The 23,612-nt window shown below is 69.9% G+C and carries 21 protein-coding genes; 14 read left to right on the top strand and 7 right to left on the bottom strand.

Annotation, left to right across the window (positions count from 1 at the left end; genetic code table 11):
• Positions 1-7: 7 nt before the first annotated feature.
• Both AMYNI_RS0123770 and AMYNI_RS0123775 read right to left on the bottom strand, forming a co-directional pair.
• Positions 8-892: an ABC-2 transporter permease gene (locus AMYNI_RS0123770; RefSeq protein ID WP_020670561.1), complete on the bottom strand. Its 885-nt coding sequence runs from the start codon at positions 890-892 to the stop codon at positions 8-10.
• Entirely contained in the window at positions 892-1,989 is a 1,098-nt protein-coding gene (locus tag AMYNI_RS0123775; protein WP_020670562.1) for an ABC transporter ATP-binding protein, read from the bottom strand. The genes AMYNI_RS0123770 and AMYNI_RS0123775 overlap by 1 nt, the downstream gene beginning before the upstream one ends.
• Positions 1,990-2,615: 626 nt before the next feature.
• On the opposite strand from AMYNI_RS0123775, the gene AMYNI_RS45255 reads away from it, so the two are divergent.
• Positions 2,616-4,172, top strand: a complete 1,557-nt coding sequence (locus tag AMYNI_RS45255; protein WP_051116358.1) for an MFS transporter — start codon at positions 2,616-2,618, stop codon at positions 4,170-4,172.
• A gap of 4 nt (positions 4,173-4,176) precedes the next feature.
• Positions 4,177-4,917, top strand: a complete 741-nt coding sequence (locus AMYNI_RS47410) for a TetR/AcrR family transcriptional regulator (protein WP_020670564.1) — start codon at positions 4,177-4,179, stop codon at positions 4,915-4,917.
• 84 nt (positions 4,918-5,001) lie between these two features.
• On the opposite strand, the gene ald is transcribed toward AMYNI_RS47410, so the two are convergent.
• A complete protein-coding gene (gene ald, locus AMYNI_RS0123790) occupies positions 5,002-6,117 on the bottom strand; it encodes an alanine dehydrogenase (RefSeq protein ID WP_020670565.1) in 1,116 nt (371 codons plus the stop codon).
• Positions 6,118-6,299: 182 nt separating this feature from the next.
• On the opposite strand from ald, the gene AMYNI_RS0123795 reads away from it, so the two are divergent.
• Together AMYNI_RS0123795 and AMYNI_RS0123800 are read left to right on the top strand one after the other, a co-directional pair.
• On the top strand, positions 6,300-7,256 hold the full coding sequence (locus AMYNI_RS0123795; protein WP_020670566.1) for a zinc-binding dehydrogenase: 957 nt from the start codon (positions 6,300-6,302) through the stop codon (positions 7,254-7,256).
• Positions 7,256-8,131: an LLM class flavin-dependent oxidoreductase gene (locus tag AMYNI_RS0123800; protein WP_020670567.1), complete on the top strand. Its 876-nt coding sequence runs from the start codon at positions 7,256-7,258 to the stop codon at positions 8,129-8,131. Before AMYNI_RS0123795 ends, AMYNI_RS0123800 begins: the two co-directional genes overlap by 1 nt.
• Positions 8,132-8,200: 69 nt before the next feature.
• Here the strand turns inward: AMYNI_RS0123800 and AMYNI_RS0123805 are convergent, their stop codons facing one another.
• On the bottom strand, positions 8,201-9,103 hold the full coding sequence (locus tag AMYNI_RS0123805) for a zinc metalloprotease (protein WP_026360848.1): 903 nt from the start codon (positions 9,101-9,103) through the stop codon (positions 8,201-8,203).
• Positions 9,104-9,243: 140 nt separating this feature from the next.
• On the bottom strand, positions 9,244-10,797 hold the full coding sequence (locus tag AMYNI_RS0123810; RefSeq protein WP_020670569.1) for a PucR family transcriptional regulator: 1,554 nt from the start codon (positions 10,795-10,797) through the stop codon (positions 9,244-9,246).
• Positions 10,798-10,895: 98 nt separating this feature from the next.
• Between AMYNI_RS0123810 and AMYNI_RS0123815 the strand changes: the two genes are divergently transcribed.
• The 3 genes from AMYNI_RS0123815 (at position 10,896) to metX (ending at position 13,855) form a co-directional block, all read left to right on the top strand.
• Positions 10,896-11,300 carry a VOC family protein gene (locus AMYNI_RS0123815; protein WP_020670570.1) on the top strand — a complete coding sequence of 135 codons (405 nt, stop codon included), beginning with the start codon at positions 10,896-10,898 and terminating at the stop codon, positions 11,298-11,300.
• Between the two features lie 117 nt (positions 11,301-11,417).
• The gene (locus AMYNI_RS0123820; protein ID WP_020670571.1) at positions 11,418-12,722 is read left to right on the top strand and encodes a bifunctional o-acetylhomoserine/o-acetylserine sulfhydrylase; all 1,305 of its coding nucleotides are present in this window, start codon (positions 11,418-11,420) and stop codon (positions 12,720-12,722) included.
• Entirely contained in the window at positions 12,719-13,855 is a 1,137-nt protein-coding gene (gene metX / locus AMYNI_RS0123825; RefSeq protein WP_020670572.1) for a homoserine O-acetyltransferase MetX, read from the top strand. Before AMYNI_RS0123820 ends, metX begins: the two co-directional genes overlap by 4 nt.
• Positions 13,856-13,937: 82 nt before the next feature.
• Here the strand turns inward: metX and AMYNI_RS0123830 are convergent, their stop codons facing one another.
• Positions 13,938-14,435 (bottom strand): hypothetical protein, encoded by a 498-nt coding sequence (locus tag AMYNI_RS0123830; RefSeq protein ID WP_020670573.1) that lies wholly within the window; start codon positions 14,433-14,435, stop codon positions 13,938-13,940.
• Positions 14,436-14,495: 60 nt separating this feature from the next.
• Positions 14,496-15,077 carry an SACE_7040 family transcriptional regulator gene (locus tag AMYNI_RS0123835; protein ID WP_020670574.1) on the bottom strand — a complete coding sequence of 194 codons (582 nt, stop codon included), beginning with the start codon at positions 15,075-15,077 and terminating at the stop codon, positions 14,496-14,498.
• 152 nt (positions 15,078-15,229) lie between these two features.
• Here AMYNI_RS0123835 and AMYNI_RS0123840 point away from each other — a divergent pair, with 152 nt between their 5' ends.
• The 7 genes from AMYNI_RS0123840 (at position 15,230) to AMYNI_RS0123870 (ending at position 23,601) form a co-directional block, all read left to right on the top strand.
• Positions 15,230-16,039, top strand: coding sequence for an SGNH/GDSL hydrolase family protein (locus AMYNI_RS0123840; RefSeq protein WP_020670575.1), 810 nt, complete (start codon positions 15,230-15,232; stop codon positions 16,037-16,039).
• 98 nt (positions 16,040-16,137) lie between these two features.
• Positions 16,138-17,751 carry a carboxyl transferase domain-containing protein gene (locus tag AMYNI_RS0123845; RefSeq protein WP_020670576.1) on the top strand — a complete coding sequence of 538 codons (1,614 nt, stop codon included), beginning with the start codon at positions 16,138-16,140 and terminating at the stop codon, positions 17,749-17,751.
• A gap of 2 nt (positions 17,752-17,753) precedes the next feature.
• On the top strand, positions 17,754-19,742 hold the full coding sequence (locus AMYNI_RS0123850; RefSeq protein ID WP_026360850.1) for an acetyl/propionyl/methylcrotonyl-CoA carboxylase subunit alpha: 1,989 nt from the start codon (positions 17,754-17,756) through the stop codon (positions 19,740-19,742).
• A complete protein-coding gene (locus tag AMYNI_RS0123855) occupies positions 19,739-20,893 on the top strand; it encodes an acyl-CoA dehydrogenase family protein (protein WP_020670578.1) in 1,155 nt (384 codons plus the stop codon). The genes AMYNI_RS0123850 and AMYNI_RS0123855 overlap by 4 nt, the downstream gene beginning before the upstream one ends.
• 43 nt (positions 20,894-20,936) lie before the next feature.
• Positions 20,937-21,458, top strand: a complete 522-nt coding sequence (locus AMYNI_RS0123860) for a GNAT family N-acetyltransferase (RefSeq protein WP_020670579.1) — start codon at positions 20,937-20,939, stop codon at positions 21,456-21,458.
• Positions 21,459-21,564: 106 nt separating this feature from the next.
• Complete coding sequence (locus tag AMYNI_RS0123865) at positions 21,565-22,431, top strand: SDR family oxidoreductase (RefSeq protein ID WP_020670580.1); 867 nt, start codon at positions 21,565-21,567, stop codon at positions 22,429-22,431.
• A gap of 108 nt (positions 22,432-22,539) precedes the next feature.
• Entirely contained in the window at positions 22,540-23,601 is a 1,062-nt protein-coding gene (locus AMYNI_RS0123870; RefSeq protein WP_020670581.1) for an alpha/beta fold hydrolase, read from the top strand.
• Positions 23,602-23,612: the final 11 nt, after the last annotated feature.

Raw genomic sequence — 23,612 nt, forward strand, 5'->3', positions numbered from 1 at the left:
GGACAGGTCAGGTGATGTCGCGTTTTTGGTTGGCGGCCCAGCCGCCGACGAAGAACACCATGGTCCAGGCGAAGAAGATCAACGCCGACGCCCACCAGGAGAACGCGCCCGGCGCACCCGCGATGTACTGCAGGAACCACTGCGTCTCGTCGTCCAGCCCCGGCACCTTCACCCCGGCCGCGCCGAACGCCTCCGCGCCGATCGCGCCGACGATCCCGTTCACCGTGCCGTTCGGCAGCACCCCGCCGAGCCAGGTGATGTCCATCCAGCCGAAGCTGACGAACACCAGCACGTTCTCCACCACCAGCATGTAGATGGTCAGCGTGATCACACTGCCGACCACGCTGTTCCACACCGCGCCGACACCGATCCCGAACAGCGTCGCCAGCACGGTCGCCAGCACACCGGCGCCGAGCACGCCCAGCCACTGCGAGGCGCTCGGCAGCCGCTCACCGGACACCGTCAGCACCGTGCCGAGGCTGGCCGCGCCCACGATCACCACGCCGTAGATCGCACCCCAGGCGATGTAGGTGATCATCTTCGCGGTCAGCGCGGAAACCCGGTTCGGCGCGGTGAGGAAGGTCGTGGTGATCGTCTTCTTGCTGTACTCACCGGCCAGCGCGAACACGCCGAAGATCACCGGGAACATCGTGCCGATGTTCACCCCGTGCCCCAGCGCCAGCAGGCCCACCGGCAGCTCACCGGCCTGGATGCCGAGCGCGCCGGTGATCTCCCTGGTGTCCGAACTGCCGAGGAAGTCGCTGAAGTCGTTGGTGACCGCACCCCAGCCCAGCGCGAACAGGAAACCGAAGAGCACGGCCGGGATCATCAGACCCCACCAGCTCTTCGTGGTCAGCGTCTTGCGGAACTCCGCCTTGATCAGGTTGCCCATCAGCGCTGGCCTCCCCACTGGTCGTGCTGGCCAGGCTGCTGATAACCCGGCGGTGGGGTCTGCGGCTGGTAACCGGGCGGCGGCTGCTGTTGATACTGCTGCGGCTGCTGATAGCCGGGCGGCGGCCCCTGGGGCGGCCCGCCCCAGCCGCCCTGCTGCGGCGGCTGACCGTACGGCGGCTGCGGAGCCGCGTACTGACCCTGGGTGAGCTGGAAGAACAGCCGCTCCAGATCGGCCCGCTCCTCCTGCATCCCGTACAGCGCGACCCCGGCCTTCGACGCCAGGTCACCGATCTGCTGCACGGTCGCGCCGACCACCGAAACCCGGCCGTCCGGCGCCGGCTCCACCTGGGTGAAACCGGCCTCCTGCAACGCCTTCACCAACGCGCCCGCGTCCGCCGGCTGCACCAGCACCCTGGACTGCTGGCTCCCGCGCAGCTGGTCCAACGAGCCGTAGTACCTGGTCATCCCCGCACTGATGATGACGACCTGGTCGATGGTCTGCTCCACCTCACTGAGCAGGTGGCTCGACACCAGCACGGTGCGACCCTCCCGCGCGTAAGCACGGAGGAAGTTCCGCAGCCAGACGATGCCCTCCGGGTCCAGCCCGTTCGCCGGCTCGTCCAGCACCAGCACCTGCGGGTTGCCAAGCAGCGCCGTGGCCAGCGCCAGCCGCTGCCGCATACCCAGCGAGAAATCGCCGGCCTTGCGGTTCGCGGCCGAGGACAGTCCCACCAGCCCCAGCACCTCGTCCGCCCGCTGATCCGGCACCCCGATCGCGGCGGCGTACACCAGCAGATGGTTCCTGGCCGTCCGCTTCGGGTGGAAGCCCTCGTTCTCCAGCACCGAGCCCACCACCCGCGCCGGATGCCCCAGCTGATCGTGCGGACGCCCGTTGATCGTCGCGGTACCTGCACTCGGCGTGACCAACCCGAGCAGCATCCGCAACGTAGTGGTCTTACCGGCCCCGTTCGGCCCGAGGAACCCGGTCACCGACCCCGGCTCCACGGTGAAGCTGAGGTTCTGCACCGCCGCGACCGGGCCGAACCGCTTGCTGAGGTTCTGCACGGAAATGCGGCCGCTTCCGTCGTGCTGCACGTTGCCTCCTCCCGTATCTAGCGCCGACGGTCGCCGACGATGTTGCTGAGCGGACATCCTGCCTCACTCCGACGCGGCGGGTGCGCAGGAGGTGCCAAGTCGCCGAGAGCGACCTTCGTCACCATCTGGTGCGAAAAGTTCCCCGGGCCAGACCCAGCCGCCCACCCCGGGTTTCCGGCAAAACCCCAGGTCCAGGCGTTTGATCTGGCTGGATCACAGAACTCGAGCACGATCTGTGAAGAAGTATTTCTGACAAGTTGCGCCCCCCGTGCAGCGAACTCGCGAGTTATTACCTAAGCTAGTACTCGGCGGCCCGCTCCCAGTGACCCCCAGGCTGGTTGAGCGGGCCGCCCTAGCCTCTCCCCTGTTCGGGGATAGAGCCCCCTTCCCGAGTAGCTAGGGGCCCATCATGTTGGGGGGCCGAGCCCCCCAAACCCCCCGCGGTGCGAGCTCCGCACCTTGACGGCGTGGGCGCGGAGGGTGGGGACTAGCGCCAGTTCAGGGGACCGTTCCGTGTGTCCGTTCGATGAGTGGGCTTGGGGTGTTCGCTGGGCGGGAAATGGGGTGCACGGGGGAAGGGGCGGCCGTAGGTTGTGGGGGACTCATACGGTGTACGAGGGGGAAAGATGGCGCAGGAAGTTGGGGTGGAGGCTGTCCAGGGGGAGAGTCGGGGGCATCCGCGGCGGTGGGTGATTTTGGCGGTGCTGTGCCTGGCATTGCTGGTCGTGCTGCTGGACAACACGGTGCTCAGCGTGGCGATTCCGTCCATCACCGACTCCCTGCACGCCAGCACCTCCGACGTGCAGTGGATGATCAACGCCTACTCGCTGGTGCTGGCCGGGCTGCTGATGACCACCGGCTCGCTGGCCGACCGGCTCGGCCGCAAACGCGCACTCCTGTTCGGCGTCGCGCTGTTCACCGCCGGCTCCGCGGTGGCTGCCTTCTCCGAGACCTCAACGCAGTTGATCATCGCCCGCGCCGGCATGGGCGTCGGCGCCGCGTTCCTGATGCCCGGCACGCTGGCCGTGCTGATGCAGATCTTCGACGAGAAGGAACGGCCGAAGGCGATCGCGGCCTGGACCGCGGTCGCGTCCATGGGCCTCGCGCTCGGCCCGGTGATCGGCGGCGTGCTGCTGGACCACTTCTGGTGGGGTTCCGTCTTCTTGATCAACATTCCGGTCGGCGCGGTGGCAATCGTGGCGATGGTGCTGCTGGTGCCGGAATCGCGGGACCCGATGACCAGGAAACCGGACATCCCGGGGGTGCTGCTGTCCATCGTGATGGGGGTCGGCCTCGTCTACGCGGTGATCTCCGTGCCGGAACACGGCTGGGGTTCGGCGAACGTGCTGGTCCCGCTGGTGTTCGGGGTGTTGGCGCTGACCGGTTTCGTGCTCTGGGAACGCCGCGCCGAAGACCCCATGCTGGACATGACCCTGTTCGCCAACCCCCAGTTCACCGGCGCCGTCGCCGGTGGCGCGCTGACCGCGTTCGCGATGGGCGGCTCACTATTCCTGTTCACCCAGTACCTGCAGTTCGTGCTCGGTTACAGCCCGCTGCAGGCCGGGTTCGCGGTGATGCCGATGGCGCTGAGCCTGCTGCTGGTCACCCCGTTCAGCCCGCGGGTCAGCGCCCGCCTCGGCGTGCCGCTGACACTGGCGGTCGGGCTCGGCGTGATGGGCGCCGGGCTACTCGCGCTGAGCTTCGTCGGCACGGACAGCGGTTACTGGCCGACACTGACCGGGCTGGTGCTCATCGGCGGTGGTGTCGGCATCGCCATGCCCGCGTCGGCGAACGCGCTGATGGGCGCGATCCCGCCGCAGCGCGCCGGAATCGCCTCCGGGTTGACCTCGACCCTGCAGGAGTTCGGCAACGCGCTCGGCGTCGCCATCCTGGGCAGCCTGATGTCCGCGCAGTTCGCCGCCCATCTGCCGGAGCTGCTGCCGGACGGGGTGGAGCATTCGGTCGGGCTCGCGCTCGGCGCCGCGGCACAGGCGCCGGATGCGGCGTCGGTGGTGCACTCGGTACGGGACGCCTTCGTGTCCGGCATCTCGCTGAGCCTGACCTGCGGCGCCGCCGCGGCCGTGGCCGCCGGCCTGGTCGCCTGGGCTCTGCTGCGCCGGGGCCAGGGCGGGCACCCCGATAAGCTGGCCGAATCTGTTCAGGACGGTGTGCACAGGGAGTGAGTAGGTGGCCGACGGCGGCGGGAAACCTCGGCTGGACAGCGTCTGGCTGTCCGGCGACGACGAGACCCGGCCGCGGATCGGCAGAAACGCCGGCCTCACCCGTGCCCAGCTGGTCACGGCGGCGATCCGGATGCTGGACACCGACGGGCTTTCCGCGCTGTCCATGCGGCGGCTCGCGGTCGAGCTCGGGGCCGCGCCGATGTCGCTGTACTGGTACGTGCCCACCAAGAGCGCGCTGTTGGAGTACGCGCTCGACGAGGCGCTCGGCGGCCTTCAGGTGGAGCGGGCACAGGACGGGGACTGGGGGCGGTGCTGCGAGAAGTTCGCGCACGATCTGCGCCGGGTGCTGCGGTCCCGGCCCTGGATGACCCAGCTGATCGGCACCTACGCGCTGATCGGGCCGAACGCGCGGCGGCTGTCCGAGGCGCTGCTCACCACGGTCGAGGCCGGCGGCTTCCGCCCGCCGCACGCCTACCGGGCGCTCAGCACCCTGCTCAACTACGTGGTCGGGTTCGCCGCGGACGAGGTCAAGTGGCTGGAGAAACTGCGCAACGCCGGGCTCGACGAGGAAGCGTTGTACGCCCAGTGGGTTCCGCCGTTCCTGGACGTCATCGGCGACCGCTACCCGAAGCTGCGGGCGAACCTGGTGGCGAGCCGCTCCGCCGACTGGGACGACCAGTTCTCCTTCGGCCTCGGCTGCATGGTCGACGGCCTCCGCGCCAGCGCCGCCCACAACGGCAAATAGCCGACTTTTTGCCCGGTACGAAACGAGCCCAACGTGACGTTTGGCCAATAGAACGAGCCAAACGTCACGTTGGGCCGGTGCGGGTCAGGCGAGGACGGTGGATAGGGGGGTGGCGGGGAGGCCGTGCGCCACGGCGACCGGCTCGTTGGTGAGCGCGCCGTCGTGCGTGTTCAGGCCCTTCGCCAGTGCGCCGTCCGCCCGCAGCGCGGCCTGCCAGCCGTGCTCGGCGAGCTGCACCGCGTAGGGCAGCGTGACGTTGGTGAGGCCGTAGGTGGACGTCCTCGGCACCGCGCCGGGCATGTTCGCCACGCAGTAGAACACCGAGTCGTGCACCTGGTAGGTGGGCTCGTCGTGGGTGGTCGGCCGGGAGTCGGCGAAGCAGCCGCCCTGGTCGATCGCGATGTCCACCAGCACGCTGCCCGGCTTCATCCGGGACACGAGAGCGTTGGACACCAGCTTCGGCGCCTTCGCGCCGGGCACCAGCACCGCGCCGATCACCAGGTCGGCCTCCAGCACGGACTGCTCGACGGCGAGCGCGTTGGAGGTGACGGTGCGGATCCGACCGTTGAAGTCGTTGTCGATCTGGCGCAGCCGGTCCACGTTGGTGTCCAGGATCTCCACGTCGGAGCCGAGGCCGAGGGCGACCCTGGCCGCGTTCAGCCCGGCCACCCCGCCGCCGATCACGGAGACGCGCGCCGGGTGCACGCCGGGAATGCCGCCGGGCAGCACGCCGCGGCCGCCGCTCGGCTTCATCAGCGCGTACGCGCCGACCTGCGGGGCGAGCCGGCCGGCCACCTCGGACATCGGGGCCAGCAGCGGCAGCGCGCCGTTGTCCTTCTGCACGGTCTCGTAGGCGATCGCGGTGGTGCCGGCGGCGAGCAGCGCGTCGGTCAGCGGCCGGTCCGCGGCGATGTGCAGGTAGGTGAACAGCACCTGGTCGCGCCGCAGCCGCGGGTACTCCTCGGCGATCGGCTCCTTTACCTTGAGCACGAGTTCGCCCTGCGCCCAGATCTCCTCGGCGGTGGCCAGCACCTTGGCGCCGGCTTCGACGTACTCGTGGTCGGCGATCGACGAGCCGAGACCGGCGCCGGCCTCCACGAAGACGTCGTGTCCTCTGCCGGTCAGCTCGTGGACGCCGGCCGGGGTCAGGGCGACCCGGTACTCGTGCTTCTTGATCTCACGGGGGACGGCGATGCGCACTGCTGCCTCCAGCTGTAATGGACGTGGTGCTGCCCACGGTGAACCACTCGTACGGCGGTGTCATCGTGCTGAGAGAACAGTCTTGTCCGGCATCTCTGGTCGTCGCAGCACAAACTCTTGACCTCTACCCAACTGGAGATCGCAGGCTGTGTTCGGCAAATGATGCAGACGAGAGGGACTTCATGCGCGCGGTTTGGTTGCACGAGTTCGGCGGCCCCGAGGTACTGGTGCCCGGTGAGGCGCCGGACCCGGTCGCGGGGCCGGGGCAGGTGGTGATCGAGGTCGCGTTCGTGAACGTCACCTTCGTGGAGACGCAGTTCCGCGCCAGCGGGCAGGGGCCGTTCCGGCCCGAGCTGCCGATGATCCCCGGGAACGGGGTCGGTGGGGTGATCAGCGCGATCGGGGACGGGGTTGATCCCGGCCTGCTCGGCAAGCGGGTGGTCAGCTCGCTGCGTGGTTCCGGCGGGTATGCCGAACGCGTGGCGGTGGACGCCGGCCAGCCGGTGGAGGTGCCGGGAGGCCTCGATCTCGATCTCGCGGTCGCCCTGCTCGCCGACGGCCGCACGGCGAGCATGCTGGTCGACCGGGCCGGGCTGACCGGTGGGGAACGGGTGCTCGTCGAGGCCGCGGCGGGCGGGGTCGGCAGCGTGCTGGTCCAGCTGGCCAAGGCGGCGGGGGCCACGGTGGTGGCCGCGGCCGGCGGTGCGCACAAGCTGGAGCTGGCCGCCGACCTCGGCGCCGAGCATGTCGTCGACTACCGGAAGCCGGACTGGACCGACCGGGTGCGCGAAGCCGTCGGCGGAGTGGACGTGGTCTTCGACGGCGTTGGCGGCGAGATCGGCGCGGCGGCCTTCGAGCTCGTCGAGCGCGGTGGCCGGATGTTCAGCTACGGACTGGCCAGTGGCAGCTGGGCGGAGATCCCCGAAGCGGCGGCCGAAGCCCGTGGGGTGACGGTCGGCGCTCCGGCGGCATCGACGCCGGAGGAGCTGCGCGGTTTCGTGCAGAGCGCGCTGGCCAAGGCGGACGCGGGCGCGCTGCGGCCGGTGATCGGGCAGCGCTTCTCGCTGGACAAGGCCGCGGACGCGCATGCGGCGATCGCGTCGCGGGGCACCGTGGGCAAGACCCTGCTGGTGCCGTGATGAAGATCGGGGTGAACCTGCCGGGGTTCGGGGTGGCCGGGGCGGACGGGGTGCGTTCGCACGCTCAGCACGCCGAGCAGGCCGGGCTGGAGTCGGTGTGGGTCGGCGACCATCTGCTGGCCACCCGCCCGTTGCTGGACAGCACACTGGTGCTGGCCACCGCGGCCGCGGTCACCGAGCGGATCAAGGTCGGTTTCGGGGTGTTCCTGCCCGGCCTGCGGCCAGCCGCCTGGTCGGCGAAGCAGATCGCAAGCCTGCAGCACCTCTCCGGCGACCGGGTGCTGCTCGGCGTCGGCTCCGGCGGGGATGTGCACGGGCCGTCGGGCTGGCGCGCGGTCGGCCTGGAGTATTCGCGACGCGGTGCGCTCACCGATGCCGCGCTCGACCTGCTGCCGGGGCTGATCACCGGGAGAGAGACCATTGTGGACGGTGAGCCGGTGACGCTGGCGCCCGGTGCGGCCATGCCGCCGGTACTGGTCGGCGGTGGACAGGCGGCGCTGCGCCGGGCCGCGCGGTTCGGCGACGAGTGGTACCCGGCCTTTTCCAGTCCGGCCGAGATCGCGGCCGGCGCGCGGCGGCTGGCCGAGCTCGCCGAGGAGTACGGTCGGCCGGTACCAGGTATCACGGTCGGCCTCAGCGTCGGACTCGGCGACCTGCCGTCGTCCATAGTGGACGGTCAGGTGCGCGGGCTGACCGAGTACGGGATGAGCGACGAGCAGGCGCGGGACGCGCTGCTGCTCGGTGGCCCTGCCCAGGCCGCCGAGCGGCTCGCCGCACTGGCGGAACTGGGCGCCGGCCGGGTGATCGCGATGCCCTTCACCGAGGATCGTCTGCGCCAGCACGATCTTCTCGCCGAAACCGCCGCGCTGCTCTGAGAAGTCCCTCAAGGCCACCTTTGTTACCTTCAAGGTTGCAAAGGTGGCCTTGAGGGACAGTGGGGAAGGTCAGGCGCGGTAGGCGGACCAGGAAGAGGTCATCCGGGTGCCCTGGCCGGAGGTGAACTCGTACATGCAGCTGTCGTAGCTGTAGTCCATGAAGTTGTGGATCGGGTCGTTTCCGGCGGCGGGGCAGGTGTTCTTGTTCGCCGGGCAGCCCGAGGTAGCGGTGCGCTCGGCCGGAGTGTCGGCGACGTAGTCGTTCTGCGTGGAGCAGCCGCCCTGGAAGGTGTGGTAGAGCCCGAGCCAGTGCCCGACCTCGTGCGTGGCGGTGTCGCCCTCGTCGTAGTTGGTCGCCGACCCGCCCGGCACCGACTCGTCCAGGATCACCACGCCGTCCATGGTGGGACTGGACGCGTAGCTCCACGGGAAGGTCGCCCAGCCGAGCAGGTCCTGGCCGAGCGAGGCGGTGTAGACGTTGAGCGCGTTGGCTCCGCCCTTGCGCAGCGCGGTTTTCATCTGCCGCTCGGCCGCGGAGCCCGGCGCGAGGCCGTTGTACCAGGCGGCCCGGTCGGTGCGTTCGGTTCCTGCCAGCTGGAAGCTGAAGCCCGCCCCGGAGTAGGCGCTGTTCAGCACGGACAGCTGCTGATTGATGGTCGCGGCGGGAATGTCGCCGGTGCTGCCGGCGGTGATCACGTGGAAGTAGACCGGCACGGTGGTGGCCGCCGCTGCTGGTCCCCGCGCGGCGAGACGGGACCGCAGATCCCTTTCCACAGCTGCGGCTTCGGCCGGGCTGACGTCGTTGACGTGACCGTCCTTGCTCCTCGTCGCGGTGTTGTCCGGGGTGACGCACTCCGCCGTCGAGGGGCCGGCGGCCTGCGCGGCCGCTCCCGGCAGCACCACGCAGGACAAGGTCAGTATCGAGACGGCGGCGGTTCGCAGGACTCGTCGGATGCGCTCCTGAGTTCTCATGGCAACTCCCTGAATGCGCTCTCTGACCCGAAATGGGCGAGCGAAAACTAACCAGCCAGGTGGCGTTATGGACCCGATGTGATGTAACTGTGGCCGCGAAACGGAAAGTCAGGTCTTTAGACGGGAACCGAGTGGAGTAGTCAGGACCACCGCAGGGTGATCAGCTGGCTGAGCAGGGCCAGCCGGACGTCCGCGTCCTCCAGGTCGATCGGGGTCAGCTCCAGCAGTCGGCGCATCCGGTACCGCAGGGTGTTCGGGTGGATCCGCAGCTGCTTCGCGGCCGTGCGCGGGTCTCCGGGATGCCGGAGCCATTCGTACAAGGTGTCCACGTAGCCGGTGTGGTTCGCTTCGTCGTGCGCGCGCAGGGTGCCGAGCGGGCCCAGTTCGGTGACGCCGGTGGCCGCCGCCGCGGTGGCCACCCGGTGCAGCGCGAGCACGGTCCACACCTCGTCGAAGCTGACCACCCGGCCGGGCACGAGCCCGGCGCGCAGCACGGAAAGCGCCTCCTCGGCCTGCGCCCGCGACCTGGCCAGCTCGCCGATGCCGGCCGGTCCGCCCGCCGCGATCCGCAGCGCCGCACCGGCCTTCCCGCCGGACGGCACCTCGGCCAGCGCGTCGCGCAGCTCGGTCCAGCAGCCGGGCCCGTCGCCTTCCGGGACCACCGCGTACAGCAGCCCGCCGAGCTCGGTGGCCACCGGACGGCGGCCGACCCCGGAGGAGATCCGCTCCAGCAGGGACAGCCGCAGCCCTTCGGCCTCGGTGTCGATCACCACCACCCGCTGCGGCCCGTCGGGCAGCTCCAGCTCGGCGGTCGCCTTCCGCGGCCCGACCTTGCCCTCCAGCACCGCGCGCAGCAGCTCGGCCGACGCCCGGCGCTGCGCGTCCGCGTGCGCCCGGCGGCGCAGCAGGTGCAGCGCGACCACCGGGGCCGCGTCGGCGAAGGCGGCCGCGCGTTCGTCGGACACCGGCCCGGCCACCACCGCCCACATCGAGCCGAGCAGCTCACCGCCCATCCGGATCGGCACGATCAGCCTCGGCAGGGTGCCGTCGCGCTGCGCGGGGACGAAAATGGTCTGCCGTCCCCTGGACAGCTCGCGGAACACCCCTCGGGACCGGAACCGGACCAGCACGTCGTCCGGGATCCGCCGGCCCATGATGGTGGACACCCGCGCCGAGTCGGTGAGGTCCTGGCGGGCGGAGTAGGCCAGCACCCTGGAGTTGGTGTCCTCGATGGTGACCGGCGCGTCCACCACGGACGCGACCGCGTCGGCCAGCCGGAACAGGTCGCTGCTGCCGGGGTCCCCGCCGTTCTCCAGGTTCTCGGACTCGTCCGCGATCGCGTCCAGCACGGTGCGCAGCAGCCACACCAGCTGCGCCCACGACGCGGCCGCGTGCACCTCGATCAGCCCGATCCCGGCCGACTTCGCGGCCCGTCTCGCCGCCGGCTTCCCGGCCAGCGGCGGTTTGAAGAGCACCGCGGCGGCGCCTCGCTCGGCGCTGTCCCGCAACAGTGCGATCGCGTCGGCCAGTTCGGTGGTGGCCACCGCGAGCACCAGGTCGCCCGCGGCGAAATGGTTCGGCGCGCCCGGCTCGGCGATCACCACGTCCGCGACCGCGGGGCAGTCGTCCGGCAGCAGCAGTGCCTGCAGCAGGGTCGGGCCCACCCTGTCGACCACGCTGCGCACGGAAACCATCGTTCAGGCTCCGGGCTTGCCGTCCAGCATGCGGGAAGCATACACTCCGCACTAGATATATCCATGGTGGATATAGTTGAACCTGCAGGGAGCTAGCGATGGCCATCCGTGGCGTCAGCAAGATCGTGGTCGGGGTGCGGGACCAGGCCAGGGCCAAGAAGTTCTGGTCGGAGACGATCGGTTTCACGATCACCACCGACGTGCCCTACGACGACAAGGGGAACAACTGGGTCGAGGTGACCTCCGCGGACGGCGAGACCGCCCTCATCCTCAGCGCCGATCCGGCGGACAGCGGCCGATCCGCGGTCAGCGATGAGCTGCCCACTGCCAATTTCTTCTTCTACACCGACGATATCCGCCGCACCTACCGCGAACTTTCGGCCAAGGGCGTGGAATTCCCGGCCGAGCCGGTGGAACAGCCGTGGGGCTGGTGGTCGATGTTCGTGGACTCCGAAGGAAACCGGTTCGCCCTCCAGCAGCGGACGGCTCCCCCGAACGGGTAGGTCTCTCAAGACGTGGGAGACGGTTGGGCGGCTTTGGATTGCTGGTTAGCGTCGGTGACATCCCGGCGGTGAACCACGGACCGCCATCGAACCCCTTCGCACCCTTGGAGATTCCCGATGAGCGAGAGCCCTGGCTGGTCGTTCGAGACCAAGCAGATCCATTCCGGGGCCGCACCTGACCCGGCCACCGGCGCCAGGGCGACCCCGATCTACCAGACCACCTCGTACGTCTTCCGGGACACCCAGCACGGTGCGGATCTGTTCAGCCTGGCCGAACCGGGCAACATCTACACCCGGATCAACAACCCCACCCAGGACGTGCTCGAGCAGCGGGTCGCCGCGCTCGAAGGCGGGGTGGCCGGGTTGGCCTTCGCTTCGGGCACCGCGGCCACCAACGCCGCGATCCTCAACCTCGCCGGCGCCGGCGATCATTTCGTGTCCAGCCCGAAGCTCTACGGCGGCACCTACAACCTGTTCCACTACACGCTGCCCAAGCTCGGCATCGAGGTCACCTTCGTCGAGGACCAGGACGATCCGGAGCAGTGGCGGGCCGCGGTCCGGCCGAACACCAAGCTGTTCTTCGGTGAGACGCTGGCCAACCCCGGCGGCAACGTGTTCGACATCCGCGCGATCGCCGACGTGGCCCACGAAGCCGGTGTGCCGCTGGTGGTGGACAACACCGTGCCGACGCCGTATCTGCTGCGGCCGATCGAGCACGGTGCCGACGTGGTGATCCACTCCGCGACCAAGTACCTCGGCGGGCACGGCACCACGGTCGCCGGGCTGCTGGTGGACGGCGGCACCTTCGACTTCGGCGCCGACCCGGCCAAGTTCCCCGGCTTCAACGAGCCCGACCCCAGCTACCACGGCCTGAAGTACTGGGAGGCGCTCGGTCCGGGCGCCTATGCCGCCAAGGCCAGGGTGCAGCTGCTGCGCGACACCGGTGCGGCGATCGCGCCGCTGAACAGTTTTCTTATCCTGCAAGGCATCGAGACGCTGTCGCTGCGGATCGAACGGCACGTCTCGAACGCGACGGCGCTCGCGCAGTGGCTGGAACAGCGCGATGAGGTGGAGCGCGTCTACTACGCCGGCCTACCGTCCAGCCCGGATTACGAAGCCGCGCGGAAGTACCTGCCCGGTGGCGCGGGCGCGGTGCTCTCCTTCGACCTCCGCGGCGGGGTGGAGGCGGGCCGTGCCTTCGTGGACGGGACGGAGCTGCACAGCCAGCTGGTGAACATCGGCGACGTGCGCAGCCTGATCGTGCACCCGGCGAGCACCACGCACAGCCAGCTGGTGCCCGAGGAGCAACTGGCCAGCGGGGTCACCCCCGGCCTGGTCCGGCTCGCGGTCGGACTGGAAGGGCTGGAGGACCTCAAGGCGGACCTGGAAGCCGGATTCCGGGCGGCCAAGGCGGCTCTGTGAGTTCAGGCTCCGCACCCCCGCCTGCCACCGGTGCGTGGCAGGCGGGGGATCCGCCGGGGCGGCGCGAATGGATCGCCGGTCCCGGCCCGCTTTCGCTGGAGGCGGGCGGGGTGCTGCCCGGGTTCGAGCTGGCCTACGAGACCTGGGGCGAGCCGAACGCGGACGCGTCCAACGCGGTGCTGGTGGAGCACGCGCTGACCGGGGACAGCCACGCGGCGGGCCCGGCGGGTCACGGCCATCCCAGCCCCGGCTGGTGGGACGGGTTGATCGGTCCCGGCCGGGCGCTGGACACCGACGAGTACTTCGTGGTGGCGCCCAATGTGCTCGGCGGCTGCCAGGGCTCGACCGGCCCGTCCTCCCTCGACCCGGACGGAAAGCATTGGGGCAGCAGGTTTCCCGAGATCACCGTGCGGGACCAGGTGCACGCCGAGACGGCGCTGGCGGACGCACTGGGCGTGCGCCGGTGGGCCGCCGTGCTCGGCGGTTCGATGGGCGGCATGCGGGCGCTGGAGTGGGCTGCGGGCCTGCCGGACCGGGTGGCCGCGCTGCTGGTGCTCGCCGCGCCGGCCGCCGCCTCCGCGGAGCAGATCGCCTGGGCCGCGCCGCAGCTGCACGCGATCACCGGCGACCCCGGCTGGCGTGGAGGCGACTACTACGACGCGCCGCCCGGCGAGGGGCCGCATCGCGGGCTCGGCGTCGCCCGCCGCATCGCGCACACCACCTACCGCAGCGAGCCGGAGCTGGCCGAGCGCTTCGGCCGCCGCCCGCAGGGCGACGAGGATCCGTTGCGCGGCGGCCGGTTCGCCGTCGAGTCCTATTTGGACCATCACGCGGACAAGCTGGTGCGCCGGTTCGACGCCGGCAGCTACCTGTGCCTCACCCGGTCGATGAACACCCACGACGTCGGCCGTGATCGGGGCGGGGTCGGTGCGGCGCTGGCCAGGGTGACGGCCAGGACGGTGGTCGCCGGGGTGGACAGCGACCGGCTCTATCCGGTGTACCAGTCGCGACGGCTGGCCGCGGGCATCCCGGGTTCGGGGGAGACGGCCGTGCTCTCCTCGCCGTACGGGCACGACTCGTTCCTGATCGAAACCGGCCAGATCTCCGGACTGGTCAAGGAACTGCTCGGCTGAGGTCGTGAGTGAAAAGTGTTGTTCCAGCAACACTTTTCACTCACGACGCCAGGACCTCAATGGCCATTCCAGTGAATCGCCTTCAATCCTTCAGCGCTTCGGAAATCCATTCAGTCACCGGCAGATCGCGTTCCAGGCATTCGGTGGACAGCCGGATCGTCCAACGCAGCGCCTGCAGCACCAGGCTGGCGACCTCCTCCGGGGCGGCGCTGGCCAGCGCGATCTCGACCTGCTCCTCGGCCGCCTCGGTGTTGCCGTGCACCTCGGCCAGCAGCGTGCGCACGGCGGTCCGCACCGGCGGGTCGGCCTGGTCGATCGAGACCTCTTCGCCGTCCTCGTCGAACACCTGGACCTTCACCGGGGCGCTGCCGCCGTCGCCGAGTGTCGCCACCATCGCGCTGCACTCGCCGAACAGCATCAGCATCAGCTCGCGGGTCTCCGCCGACCGGTCCTCGTGCTCGGTGGCGGACGGCGCGACCTGGTCGAGTGCTTCCTCGTCCTCGCCGAGTTGCATCGCGACGAGCGCGCGCTGGGCCTTCTCCACCAGCCGCCGCTCGTCCTTGCTCCTGTCGGGCTCCACTCGCCTATCAAACACCAGCCGATGGGGGTTTGGGCTAGAGGCAGTGACAGGTGATTGTGACTACCTCGCCGCGCGCAGCGCGCCGAGCGCGAGATGGCCCAGCAGGACGGCCAGCTCGGCGTCACCGAGATAGCGGTTGTGCGGGGTTGAATTGATCAATCCGAACACGGCGTGTGCCGAAGATCGGGCGTGCGTCTCGTCCACTCCGGGGACCGCGTCCCGGATCGCCTGCACCCACACCTCCACGTACCGGCGCTGCAGCGCGCGCACCTGTTTCCGGTCCGCGTCGGTGAGATTGGCCAGGTTGCGCTCCTGCACGGTGATCAGTGCCGGGTGTTCGAGCGCGAAGTCGACGTGGAAGCGCACCAGCTCGGTGAGCGTGTCGTCCGGGTCGCCGGCTTCGGCCGCGCGGGTGGTGCCGCCGTCGAGCAGGTACTGGCTGATCGTGCTCAGCATCTCGCCGAGCATCGCGTCCTTGCTCTTGAAGTGCCGGTACAGCGCGGGACCGGAGATGCCCACCGCGGCGCCGATGTCGTCGATGCCGACGCCGTGGAACCCGTGTCGGGCGAACAGTTCGGCCGCCGCGGCGAGGATCTGCTCGCGGCGGCTGGCCTTGTCGCCTTGCACCAGGGGGGTCGGCACCGCGCCATAGTAACCAGCGACGTTAGCGAGCGCTAACCTCCGGTGCGACTGATGGGCTGAGCCAGACGGGTTACCTGCGAAGACGCCCCTTCTCTGTGAGTAAACCACCTGGTATTGATATTTCTCGTTGGGGGCTCACGAAGGAGTGACCTATGGTCGCGCATGTCCAGAAAACGACCCAGTCCATGATCCGAGCGTGCGTGGTCGTGTTCGCCGCGACGCTCGCCTTGTTCGGCTTCACCATCCCTGCTTCCGCCGCGGCGACGAACTACGTCGCACTCGGCGACTCCTACTCCTCCGGTACCGGTGCCGGCTCCTACGGCGACTCCGGTGCCTGCAAGCGCAGTGCCAACTCCTACGCCCAGCTATGGGCGAACGCGCATTCCGCCAGCCCGTTCCAGTTCCTGGCCTGCTCCGGGGCGCGCACCGGGGACGTGCTGAACCAGCTCAACTCGGTCACCGGCGGCGCCACGCTGGTCACCGTTTCGGTCGGCGGCAACGACGCCGGCTTCGCCGATGTGATGACCGACTGCACGCTCGGCTCCGACCAGTCCTGCGTCGACCGGGTCAACGAAGCCAAGACCTACGCGAACAACACGCTGCCCGGCCTGCTGGACGGCGTGTACGCGAAGATCAAGCAGAAGGCGCCGGGCGCCAAGATCGTGGTGTTCGGCTACCCGCGCTTCTACCAGATCGGCGGCTCGTGCAACGCGGGCCTCAGCGACACCAAGCGGTCCGCGATCAACTCCGGCGCGGACACCCTGGCCTCGGTCACCTCGGGGCGCGCGAAGGCAGCCGGTGCCAGCTTCGCGGATGTTCGCGGGCCGTTTACCGGACATGAGATCTGCTCCGGCGACTGGTGGCTGAAGAGCCTCAGCTGGCCGGTCGACGAGTCCTATCACCCCAACGTGAACGGGCAGAAGCTCGGCTACCTGCCGGTGCTCAACCAACTGGCCGGGTGACCTGGTTCACCCGATCCCCGCTCGACAGTCAGGTTAGCGGCCGCTAACATCCTCATCGGAGTTAACGGCCGCTAACCCTGACTTTTTGCGCGGGAGCCATGGACACGCCGGTTATACAGAGTTCCGCGGACCCGCGGAGTGAGCAGTATTCGCGTAACACCACGGCGCACGCCGAGCTGACCGAGGACCTGCGCAAGCGGCTCTCGCTCGCCAGGCTGGGCGGCCCGGAGAAATCCCGCACCCGACATGTGGAACGGGGCAAGCTGCTGCCCCGCGACCGGGTGGACGCGCTGCTCGACCCCGGCTCGCCGTTCCTGGAGCTGTCCCCGCTGGCCGCGACCGGCCTCTACGACGACGAGGCCCCGTCGGCCGGCATCATCACCGGCATCGGCCGGGTGTCCGGGCGCGAGTGCGTGATCGTCGCCAACGACGCGACGGTCAAGGGCGGCACCTACTACCCGATGACGGTGAAGAAACACCTGCGCGCGCAGGAAGTCGCGCTGCACAACAACCTTCCGTGCATCTACCTGGTCGACTCCGGCGGCGCCTTCCTGCCCCGGCAGGACGAGGTCTTCCCGGACCGCGAGCACTTCGGCCGGATCTTCTACAACCAGGCGAACATGTCCGCGCGCGGCATCCCGCAGATCGCCGCGGTGCTCGGCTCCTGCACCGCCGGCGGCGCCTACGTCCCGGCGATGAGCGACGAGGCGGTGATCGTGCGGAACCAGGGCACGATCTTCCTCGGCGGCCCGCCGCTGGTGAAGGCCGCCACCGGCGAGGTGGTCACGGCCGAGGAGCTCGGCGGCGGCGACGTGCACGCCAGGCAGTCCGGGGTCACCGACCACCTGGCCAACGACGACGCGCACGCGCTGCGCATCGTCCGCTCCATCGTGTCCACCCTCGGCCCGCGCACGCCACGGCCGTGGGACCTGCTCCCGGTCGAGCAGCCCGCGGTGGACGAGGCCCAGCTCTACGGGGTGGTGCCGGCGGATTCGCGCACCCCGTACGACGTGCGCGAGGTGATCGCCAGGATCACCGACGGCAGCCGGTTCGCCGAGTTCAAGAAGGAGTACGGCGCCACCCTGGTCACCGGGTTCGCCAGGATCCACGGCCATCCGGTCGGCATCGTCGCGAACAACGGCGTGCTCTTCGCCGAGTCCGCGATGAAGGGCGCGCACTTCATCGAGCTGTGCGACAAGCGCTCGATCCCGTTGCTGTTCCTGCAGAACATCACCGGGTTCATGGTCGGCAGGGCGTACGAGGCGGGCGGAATCGCCAAGCACGGCGCGAAGATGGTCACCGCGGTGGCCTGTGCCAGGGTGCCCAAGCTGACCGTGATCATCGGCGGTTCGTTCGGCGCCGGGAACTACTCGATGTGCGGCCGGGCGTACTCGCCGCGTTTCCTCTGGATGTGGCCCAACGCCCGGATCTCGGTGATGGGCGGCGAGCAGGCCGCGTCGGTGCTTTCCACGGTGCGCCGCGACGCGATCGAGGGCCGCGGCGCGGAATGGCCCGCCGATGAGGAAGAGGCTTTCAAACAGCCCATCCGCGACCAGTACGAGCATCAGGGCAGCCCGTACTACTCGACCGCACGGCTGTGGGACGACGGGGTGATCGACCCGGCGGACACCCGCACGGTGGTCGGGCTCGCGCTGTCGGCGGCGGCCAACGCGCCACTCGAACCTGTCGGCTACGGCGTCTTCCGGATGTGAGCATGTTTCCTACAGTTCTGGTCGCGAACCGCGGGGAGATCGCGGTCCGGGTGATCCGCACGCTGCGCGCAATGGGCATCCGGTCGGTCGCGGTGTACAGCGACGCGGACGCCGAGGCCGCGCACGTGCTGGAGGCGCATACCGCCGTCCGGATCGGCCCGGCGGAGGCGGCCCGCAGCTATCTGTCCATCCCGGCGATCATCCAGGCCGCGAAGGACACCGGCGCCACCGCCGTGCACCCGGGATACGGCTTCCTTTCGGAGAACGTCGAGTTCGCACGGGCCTGCGAGGCGGCCGGGATCGCGTTCATCGGGCCGCCGGTGGCCGCGATCGACGCGATGGGCGACAAGATCCGGGCCAAGGCCACGGTTTCCGCCGCGGGTGTGCCGGTGGTCCCCGGTAAGTCCGATGTGGACATTCCGGAGGGCGGGTTCGCGACAGCGGCCGAAGAAGTGGGCTATCCGTTGCTGCTCAAGCCCTCCGCGGGCGGTGGCGGCAAGGGCATGCGGCTGGTCACCGAAGCTGGGGAGCTGGCCGCCGCGGTGGAGTCCGCGCGGCGCGAGGCGAAGGGCGCTTTCGGCGACGACACCCTGCTGATGGAGCGGTTCGTCGGCACGCCGAGGCATATCGAGATCCAGGTGCTGGCGGACGGGCACGGCAACGTGATCCACCTCGGCGAGCGGGAGTGCAGCCTGCAGCGGCGGCACCAGAAGATCGTCGAAGAGGCGCCGTCGGTGCTGCTGGACGAGCCGACCAGGGTCAGGATGGGCGCGGCGGCGGTGGAGGCGGCGCGTTCGGTCGGCTACGTCGGTGCCGGGACCGTCGAGTTCATCGTGTCCGCGAAGGCGCCGGACGAGTTCTTCTTCATGGAGATGAACACCCGCCTGCAGGTGGAGCACCCGGTTACCGAGCTGGTCACCGGCCTCGACCTGGTCGAGTGGCAGGTGAAGGTCGCCGCCGGGCAGCGGCTGACCGTGCGGCAGGAGGACGTCCGGCTGACCGGGCACGCGGTGGAGGCCAGGGTTTACGCCGAGGACCCGGCGCGCGGCTTCATCCCGACCGGCGGCACCGTGCTGGCCGTGCACGAACCGGACGGGCCCGGCGTGCGGGTGGACTCCTGGCTGCGGGACGGCACCGTGGTCGGCTCGAACTACGACCCGATGCTGGCCAAGGTGATCGCATGGGGGCCGGACCGGGAAGCCGCACTGCACCGGCTCGACCTGGCACTGGCGGAAACCGCGGTGCTCGGCCTGACCACCAACGTGGCGTTTCTGCGCGCACTGCTGGCCGACGAGGAGGTCCGGGCCGGGCGGCTGGACACCGAGCTGGTCGAGCGCAGGCTCGCCACGTTGGTTTCCGCTTCGATCCCGGCGGAGTTCTTCGTCGCGGCCGCGGCGGATCGCCTGCTTTCGCTGTACCCGAAGGGGCCCTTTGTGGATCCCTGGGAGGTGCCGAACGGCTGGCGGCTCGGCGCGACCGGCGGGGTGACCTTCCGGCTCGGCTCGGGTGACGTGGAGTCCGTGGTCCGGATCGAGGGTGAGCCCGCGTCCGCGATGGCCACTGTGGACGGTCGGGAGCCGGTGCCGATGTCCGCCAGGCTCGCCGGGCCAGACCTGCTGGAACTGCGGTACGGCAAGGACTTCCGGCGCTACCGCCGGTCGTCCGCGCCGGAGGGCACGGTCTGGCTGGCTTCCGGCGGGCAGTGCGTCGCGCTCGGCGAGCGGGCGAACCTGCTGGCCACGCACGGTGATTCGGTGGCCACCGGCCCGGTGACCAGCCCGATGCCGGGCACCGTGCTGGTGGTCAAGGCGGAGGTCGGGGAGACGGTCGCGGCCGGCGCCCCGCTGCTCGTCGTGGAGGCGATGAAGATGGAGCACACCATCACCGCACCGGTGGCCGGTGTGCTCACCGAACTGCACGTCCAGGCGGGCCAACAGGTCGAGCTGGACGAGGCCCTTGCCGTGGTGACCCCGCACGAGGAGAAGACATGATCGACTTCCAGCTGGACGAAGAGTACGAAGCCCTGCGCAAGACCGTGCGGGACTTCGCGCAGGCCGAGGTGGCGCCGGTGATCGGCGGCTTCTACGAGCGCGAGGAGTTCCCGTACGAGCTGGTCGCCAAGATGGGCCGGATGGGCCTGTTCGGCCTGCCGTTCCCGGAGGAGTTCGGCGGCATGGGCGGGGACTACTTCGCGCTGTGCCTTGCGCTGGAGGAGCTGGCCAGGGTCGACTCGTCGGTGGCGATCACGCTGGAGGCCGGTGTCTCCCTCGGCGCGATGCCGATCCACCGGTTCGGCACCCAGGAGCAGAAGGAGCGCTGGCTGCCGTCGTTGTGCTCGGGCGAGGCGCTGGGCGCGTTCGGGCTGACCGAGCCGGGCGGCGGCTCGGACGCCGGCGCAACCCGCACGGTGGGCAGGCTGGACAACGGCGAGTGGGTGCTCAACGGCAGCAAGTCGTTCATCACCAACTCCGGCACCGACATCACCACGCTGGTCACCGCGACCGCGGTCACCAGCGTGCAGGAGAACGGGCGCAAGGAGATCTCGGCGATCATGGTGCCGTCGGGCACTCCCGGCTTCACGGTGGCGCCCAAGTACTCCAAGGTCGGCTGGAACGCCTCCGACACCCACGAACTGTCCTTCGTGGACTGCCGGGTGCCCGCGGAGAACCTGCTCGGCGAGCGCGGTCGCGGCTACGCCCAGTTCCTGTCCATTTTGGACGAAGGCAGGGTGGCGATCGCCGCGGTCGGCGTCGGGCTCGCCCAGGGCTGCGTGGACGAGTGCCTGCGCTACGTCGGCGAGCGGGAGGCGTTCGGCCACCGGATCGGCGAGTACCAGGCGATCCAGTTTAAGATCGCCGACATGGAGGTGCGCGCGCACACCGCGCGTCTGGCCTACTACGCGGCCGCGGCGAAGATGCTGCACGGCGAGCCGTTCAAGAAGGAGGCGTCGATCGCGAAGCTGGTGTCGTCCAACGCGGCTATGGACAACGCGCGGGACGCGACCCAGGTCTTCGGCGGCTACGGCTTCATGAACGAGTTCCCGGTCGGCCGCTTCTACCGGGACGCCAAGATCCTGGAGATCGGCGAGGGCACCAGCGAGATCCAGCGCATGCTGATCGCCCGCTCCCTCGGCCTCAAGTAACTTCGGCTGCCCTTCACGACGTTCAGAGTATTCTCACGATCTTGTGAGTGAACTGGTGATCCGGCCCGGCGGCCCGGACGACTTCCGCACCCTGATGGCTTTCTTCGATGACGCGATCCTGTGGCTGACAGCGCGCGGCAGCGCCGGGCAGTGGGGCACCGAGCCGTGGACCGGCAACCCCAAGCGCGAGGAGCGGGTGCGCGGTATGGCCGCCCACGAGGGTCTGCTGATCGCCGAGGTCGGCGGCGAGCCCGCCGGTGCCACCATCCACACCGAGCAGTGCCCCGCGCACGTTCCCCCGGCAGGCGAACGCGAGCTGTACATCGACCTGCTGATCACCTCGCGCGCGTACGCCGGCCATGGGGTGGGCGGCGCACTGATCGAACGCGGACGCCAGGAGGCCCGCGAGCGCGGTATCGCGCTGCTGCGGGTGGACTGCTGGGCCGGTGGCGACGGTGACCTGGTGCGTTACTACGAGGGTCAGGGTTTCGTGCCGACGGTCCAGTTCGATGTGCGCGGCTGGATCGGTCAGGTCTTCGAGCAGCGCGTCCCAAAGGGCAAATAGCCGGCTATTTGCCGGGTGGGTCGCCCGATCGCGGGCTGGCGGATCGGGCCGGTTGGGCGCAGGATGTGTTGGCGAAGTGTCAACAACTGCTCGAGGAGGAGCCGACATGGCGCGAGGGCCGCGTTCGTTGCGAAACAAAGTGGTCGTGGTGACCGGCGGGGCGCAGGGAATCGGCGCCAGGACGTCGGCCGCACTGGTCCGTCACGGCGCGAAGGTGGCGATCGGCGACCTCGATCAGGTGCTCGCCGAGAAGACCGCCGGTGAGCTGGGTGGGGACACCGTCGCGCTGAAGCTGGACGTCACCGATACGCGGGGCTTCACTGAGTTCCTGGACGAGGTCGAGCGCCGGCTCGGCCCGATCGACGTACTGATCAACAACGCCGGCATCATGCCGCTCGCCCCGCTGGCGGAGGAGGACGACGCGTCCACCCGTCGTCAGCTGGAGATCAACCTGCACGCGGTGATTCACGGCACCAGGGAGGCGGTGCGCCGGATGCGCCCCCGTCGCACCGGGCACATCGTGAACGTGGCGTCGATGGCCGGCAAGGCGGGTTTTCCCGGCGGGGCCACGTATTGCGCCACCAAGCACGGTGTGGTCGGGCTGTCCGAGGCGGTGCACCTGGAGCTGTACGGCACCGGCGTCGAGGTGTCCTGCGTGATGCCGGCGATCGTGCGCACCGAGCTGGCCAGCGGGCTCGGCGAGGCGAAGATGATCAAGTCGGTGCTGCCGGAGGACGTGGCCGAGGCCATTGTGGACGCTCTGCGCAAGCCCCGGTTCGACGTGTTCGTGCCAAGGTCGCTGGACGCGGTCGGCCGGGTCACCCGGCTGCTGCCGCGCCGGTTCGGCGAGTGGCTGGTGCGCACGCTGGGTGCGGACCAGGTGCTGGCGTCGGCGGCGCATTCCACCGCCCGCGCGGACTACGAGGACCGTGCCGCGCACAGCGCGCCGGCCGCCGAGGCGGACGGCCGCTGAAAACTGTCCGAATTGGACTGTGGGGCACGCCGCTGTGGACGGGCTTGTTTCCGCGGGTCGGCGCAAGGCAAGATGCTTTCCCAACGCTGAAGACAGGGGAGGCATCCGATGGCGTCACCGCCGGCACGGCTGGCCGCCGCGGCATCGAACGTGGTGGGGAAGGTGCTGCACGGCGGCGTCGCCGACCTCCGCCCGGTGCCGCGGGTGCTCATCGACCAGGGGCCAAACCGGTCGGTCTACCGGCTCACCGCGTCCGGCGGGGCCGCGCCGTCCGGGCCACCGATCCTGCTGGTGCCGCCGCTGGCCGCGCCCGCGTTGTGCTTCGACCTGCGCCGCGGCTGCAGCCTGGCCGAGCACCTGGTGGCTGGCGGGCGCCGCAGCTACCTGGTCGACTACGGCAATGTGGCCTTCTCCGACCGCAGGCTCGGCGTGGAGCACTGGATCGACGAGGTGCTGCCGAAGGCGGTGCGGAAGGTCAGCGAGGACGCCGGCGGCCAGCAGGTGCACGTGGTGGCCTGGTGCCTCGGCGGCATCTTCTCGCTGCTCACCGCGGCCGACCAGGCCGACCTGCCGATCGAGTCGATCGTCACGGTGGCCGCGCCGTTCGACTTCACCGCGATCCCGCTGATCGCCCCGTTCCGGCCGCTGGTCGACCTGACCGGCGGGCATCTGCTCACCCCGTTCTACCGCGCGCTCGGCGGCGCACCCTCCTACCTGGTCAGCCGGGTGTTCCGGGCGACCGGGATGCACAAGGAGATCACCAAGCCGCTGGCGATACTGAAGAACCTGGACGACCGCGACTACCTGGCGCAGATCGAGGCGGTCGACCACTTCATGGACAACATGATCGCCTACCCCGGCCGGACCTTCGGGCAGCTGTACCACCGGTTCTTCCGCGCGAACGACCTTGCCGAGGGCAGCGTCGACCTGAACGGGCGGATCATCTCGCTCAGCGGGGTCAAGGTGCCGACCCTGATCATCGCGGGGGAGAACGACACCATCGCGCCACGGCCGGCGGTGGAGCGGCTGGTCGGGCTGCTGGAGAACGCGCCTTCGGTGCGGTTCGAGACCGCGCCCGGCGGGCACCTCGGCGTGCTCACCGGCCGGAAGGCGCGGGACACCACCTGGCGGTACATCGACGAGTTCCTGGCCGAGCGGCTTGCGAGCTGACCGGCGAACGC

The sequence above is a fragment of the Amycolatopsis nigrescens CSC17Ta-90 genome, from assembly GCF_000384315.1.
GTDB lineage: Bacteria > Actinomycetota > Actinomycetes > Mycobacteriales > Pseudonocardiaceae > Amycolatopsis > Amycolatopsis nigrescens.

Coding starts and splice junctions, on each gene's coding strand:
- AMYNI_RS0123770 (WP_020670561.1), bottom strand. CDS start 892: ATGGGCAACCTGATCAAGGCGGAGTTCCGCAAGACGCTGACCACGAAG.
- AMYNI_RS45255 (WP_051116358.1), top strand. CDS start 2,616: ATGGCGCAGGAAGTTGGGGTGGAGGCTGTCCAGGGGGAGAGTCGGGGG.
- AMYNI_RS0123795 (WP_020670566.1), top strand. CDS start 6,300: ATGCGCGCGGTTTGGTTGCACGAGTTCGGCGGCCCCGAGGTACTGGTG.
- AMYNI_RS0123800 (WP_020670567.1), top strand. CDS start 7,256: ATGAAGATCGGGGTGAACCTGCCGGGGTTCGGGGTGGCCGGGGCGGAC.
- AMYNI_RS0123805 (WP_026360848.1), bottom strand. CDS start 9,103: ATGAGAACTCAGGAGCGCATCCGACGAGTCCTGCGAACCGCCGCCGTC.
- AMYNI_RS0123810 (WP_020670569.1), bottom strand. CDS start 10,797: ATGGTTTCCGTGCGCAGCGTGGTCGACAGGGTGGGCCCGACCCTGCTG.
- AMYNI_RS0123815 (WP_020670570.1), top strand. CDS start 10,896: ATGGCCATCCGTGGCGTCAGCAAGATCGTGGTCGGGGTGCGGGACCAG.
- AMYNI_RS0123820 (WP_020670571.1), top strand. CDS start 11,418: ATGAGCGAGAGCCCTGGCTGGTCGTTCGAGACCAAGCAGATCCATTCC.
- AMYNI_RS0123840 (WP_020670575.1), top strand. CDS start 15,230: ATGGTCGCGCATGTCCAGAAAACGACCCAGTCCATGATCCGAGCGTGC.
- AMYNI_RS0123845 (WP_020670576.1), top strand. CDS start 16,138: ATGGACACGCCGGTTATACAGAGTTCCGCGGACCCGCGGAGTGAGCAG.
- AMYNI_RS0123850 (WP_026360850.1), top strand. CDS start 17,754: ATGTTTCCTACAGTTCTGGTCGCGAACCGCGGGGAGATCGCGGTCCGG.
- AMYNI_RS0123855 (WP_020670578.1), top strand. CDS start 19,739: ATGATCGACTTCCAGCTGGACGAAGAGTACGAAGCCCTGCGCAAGACC.
- AMYNI_RS0123865 (WP_020670580.1), top strand. CDS start 21,565: ATGGCGCGAGGGCCGCGTTCGTTGCGAAACAAAGTGGTCGTGGTGACC.
- AMYNI_RS0123870 (WP_020670581.1), top strand. CDS start 22,540: ATGGCGTCACCGCCGGCACGGCTGGCCGCCGCGGCATCGAACGTGGTG.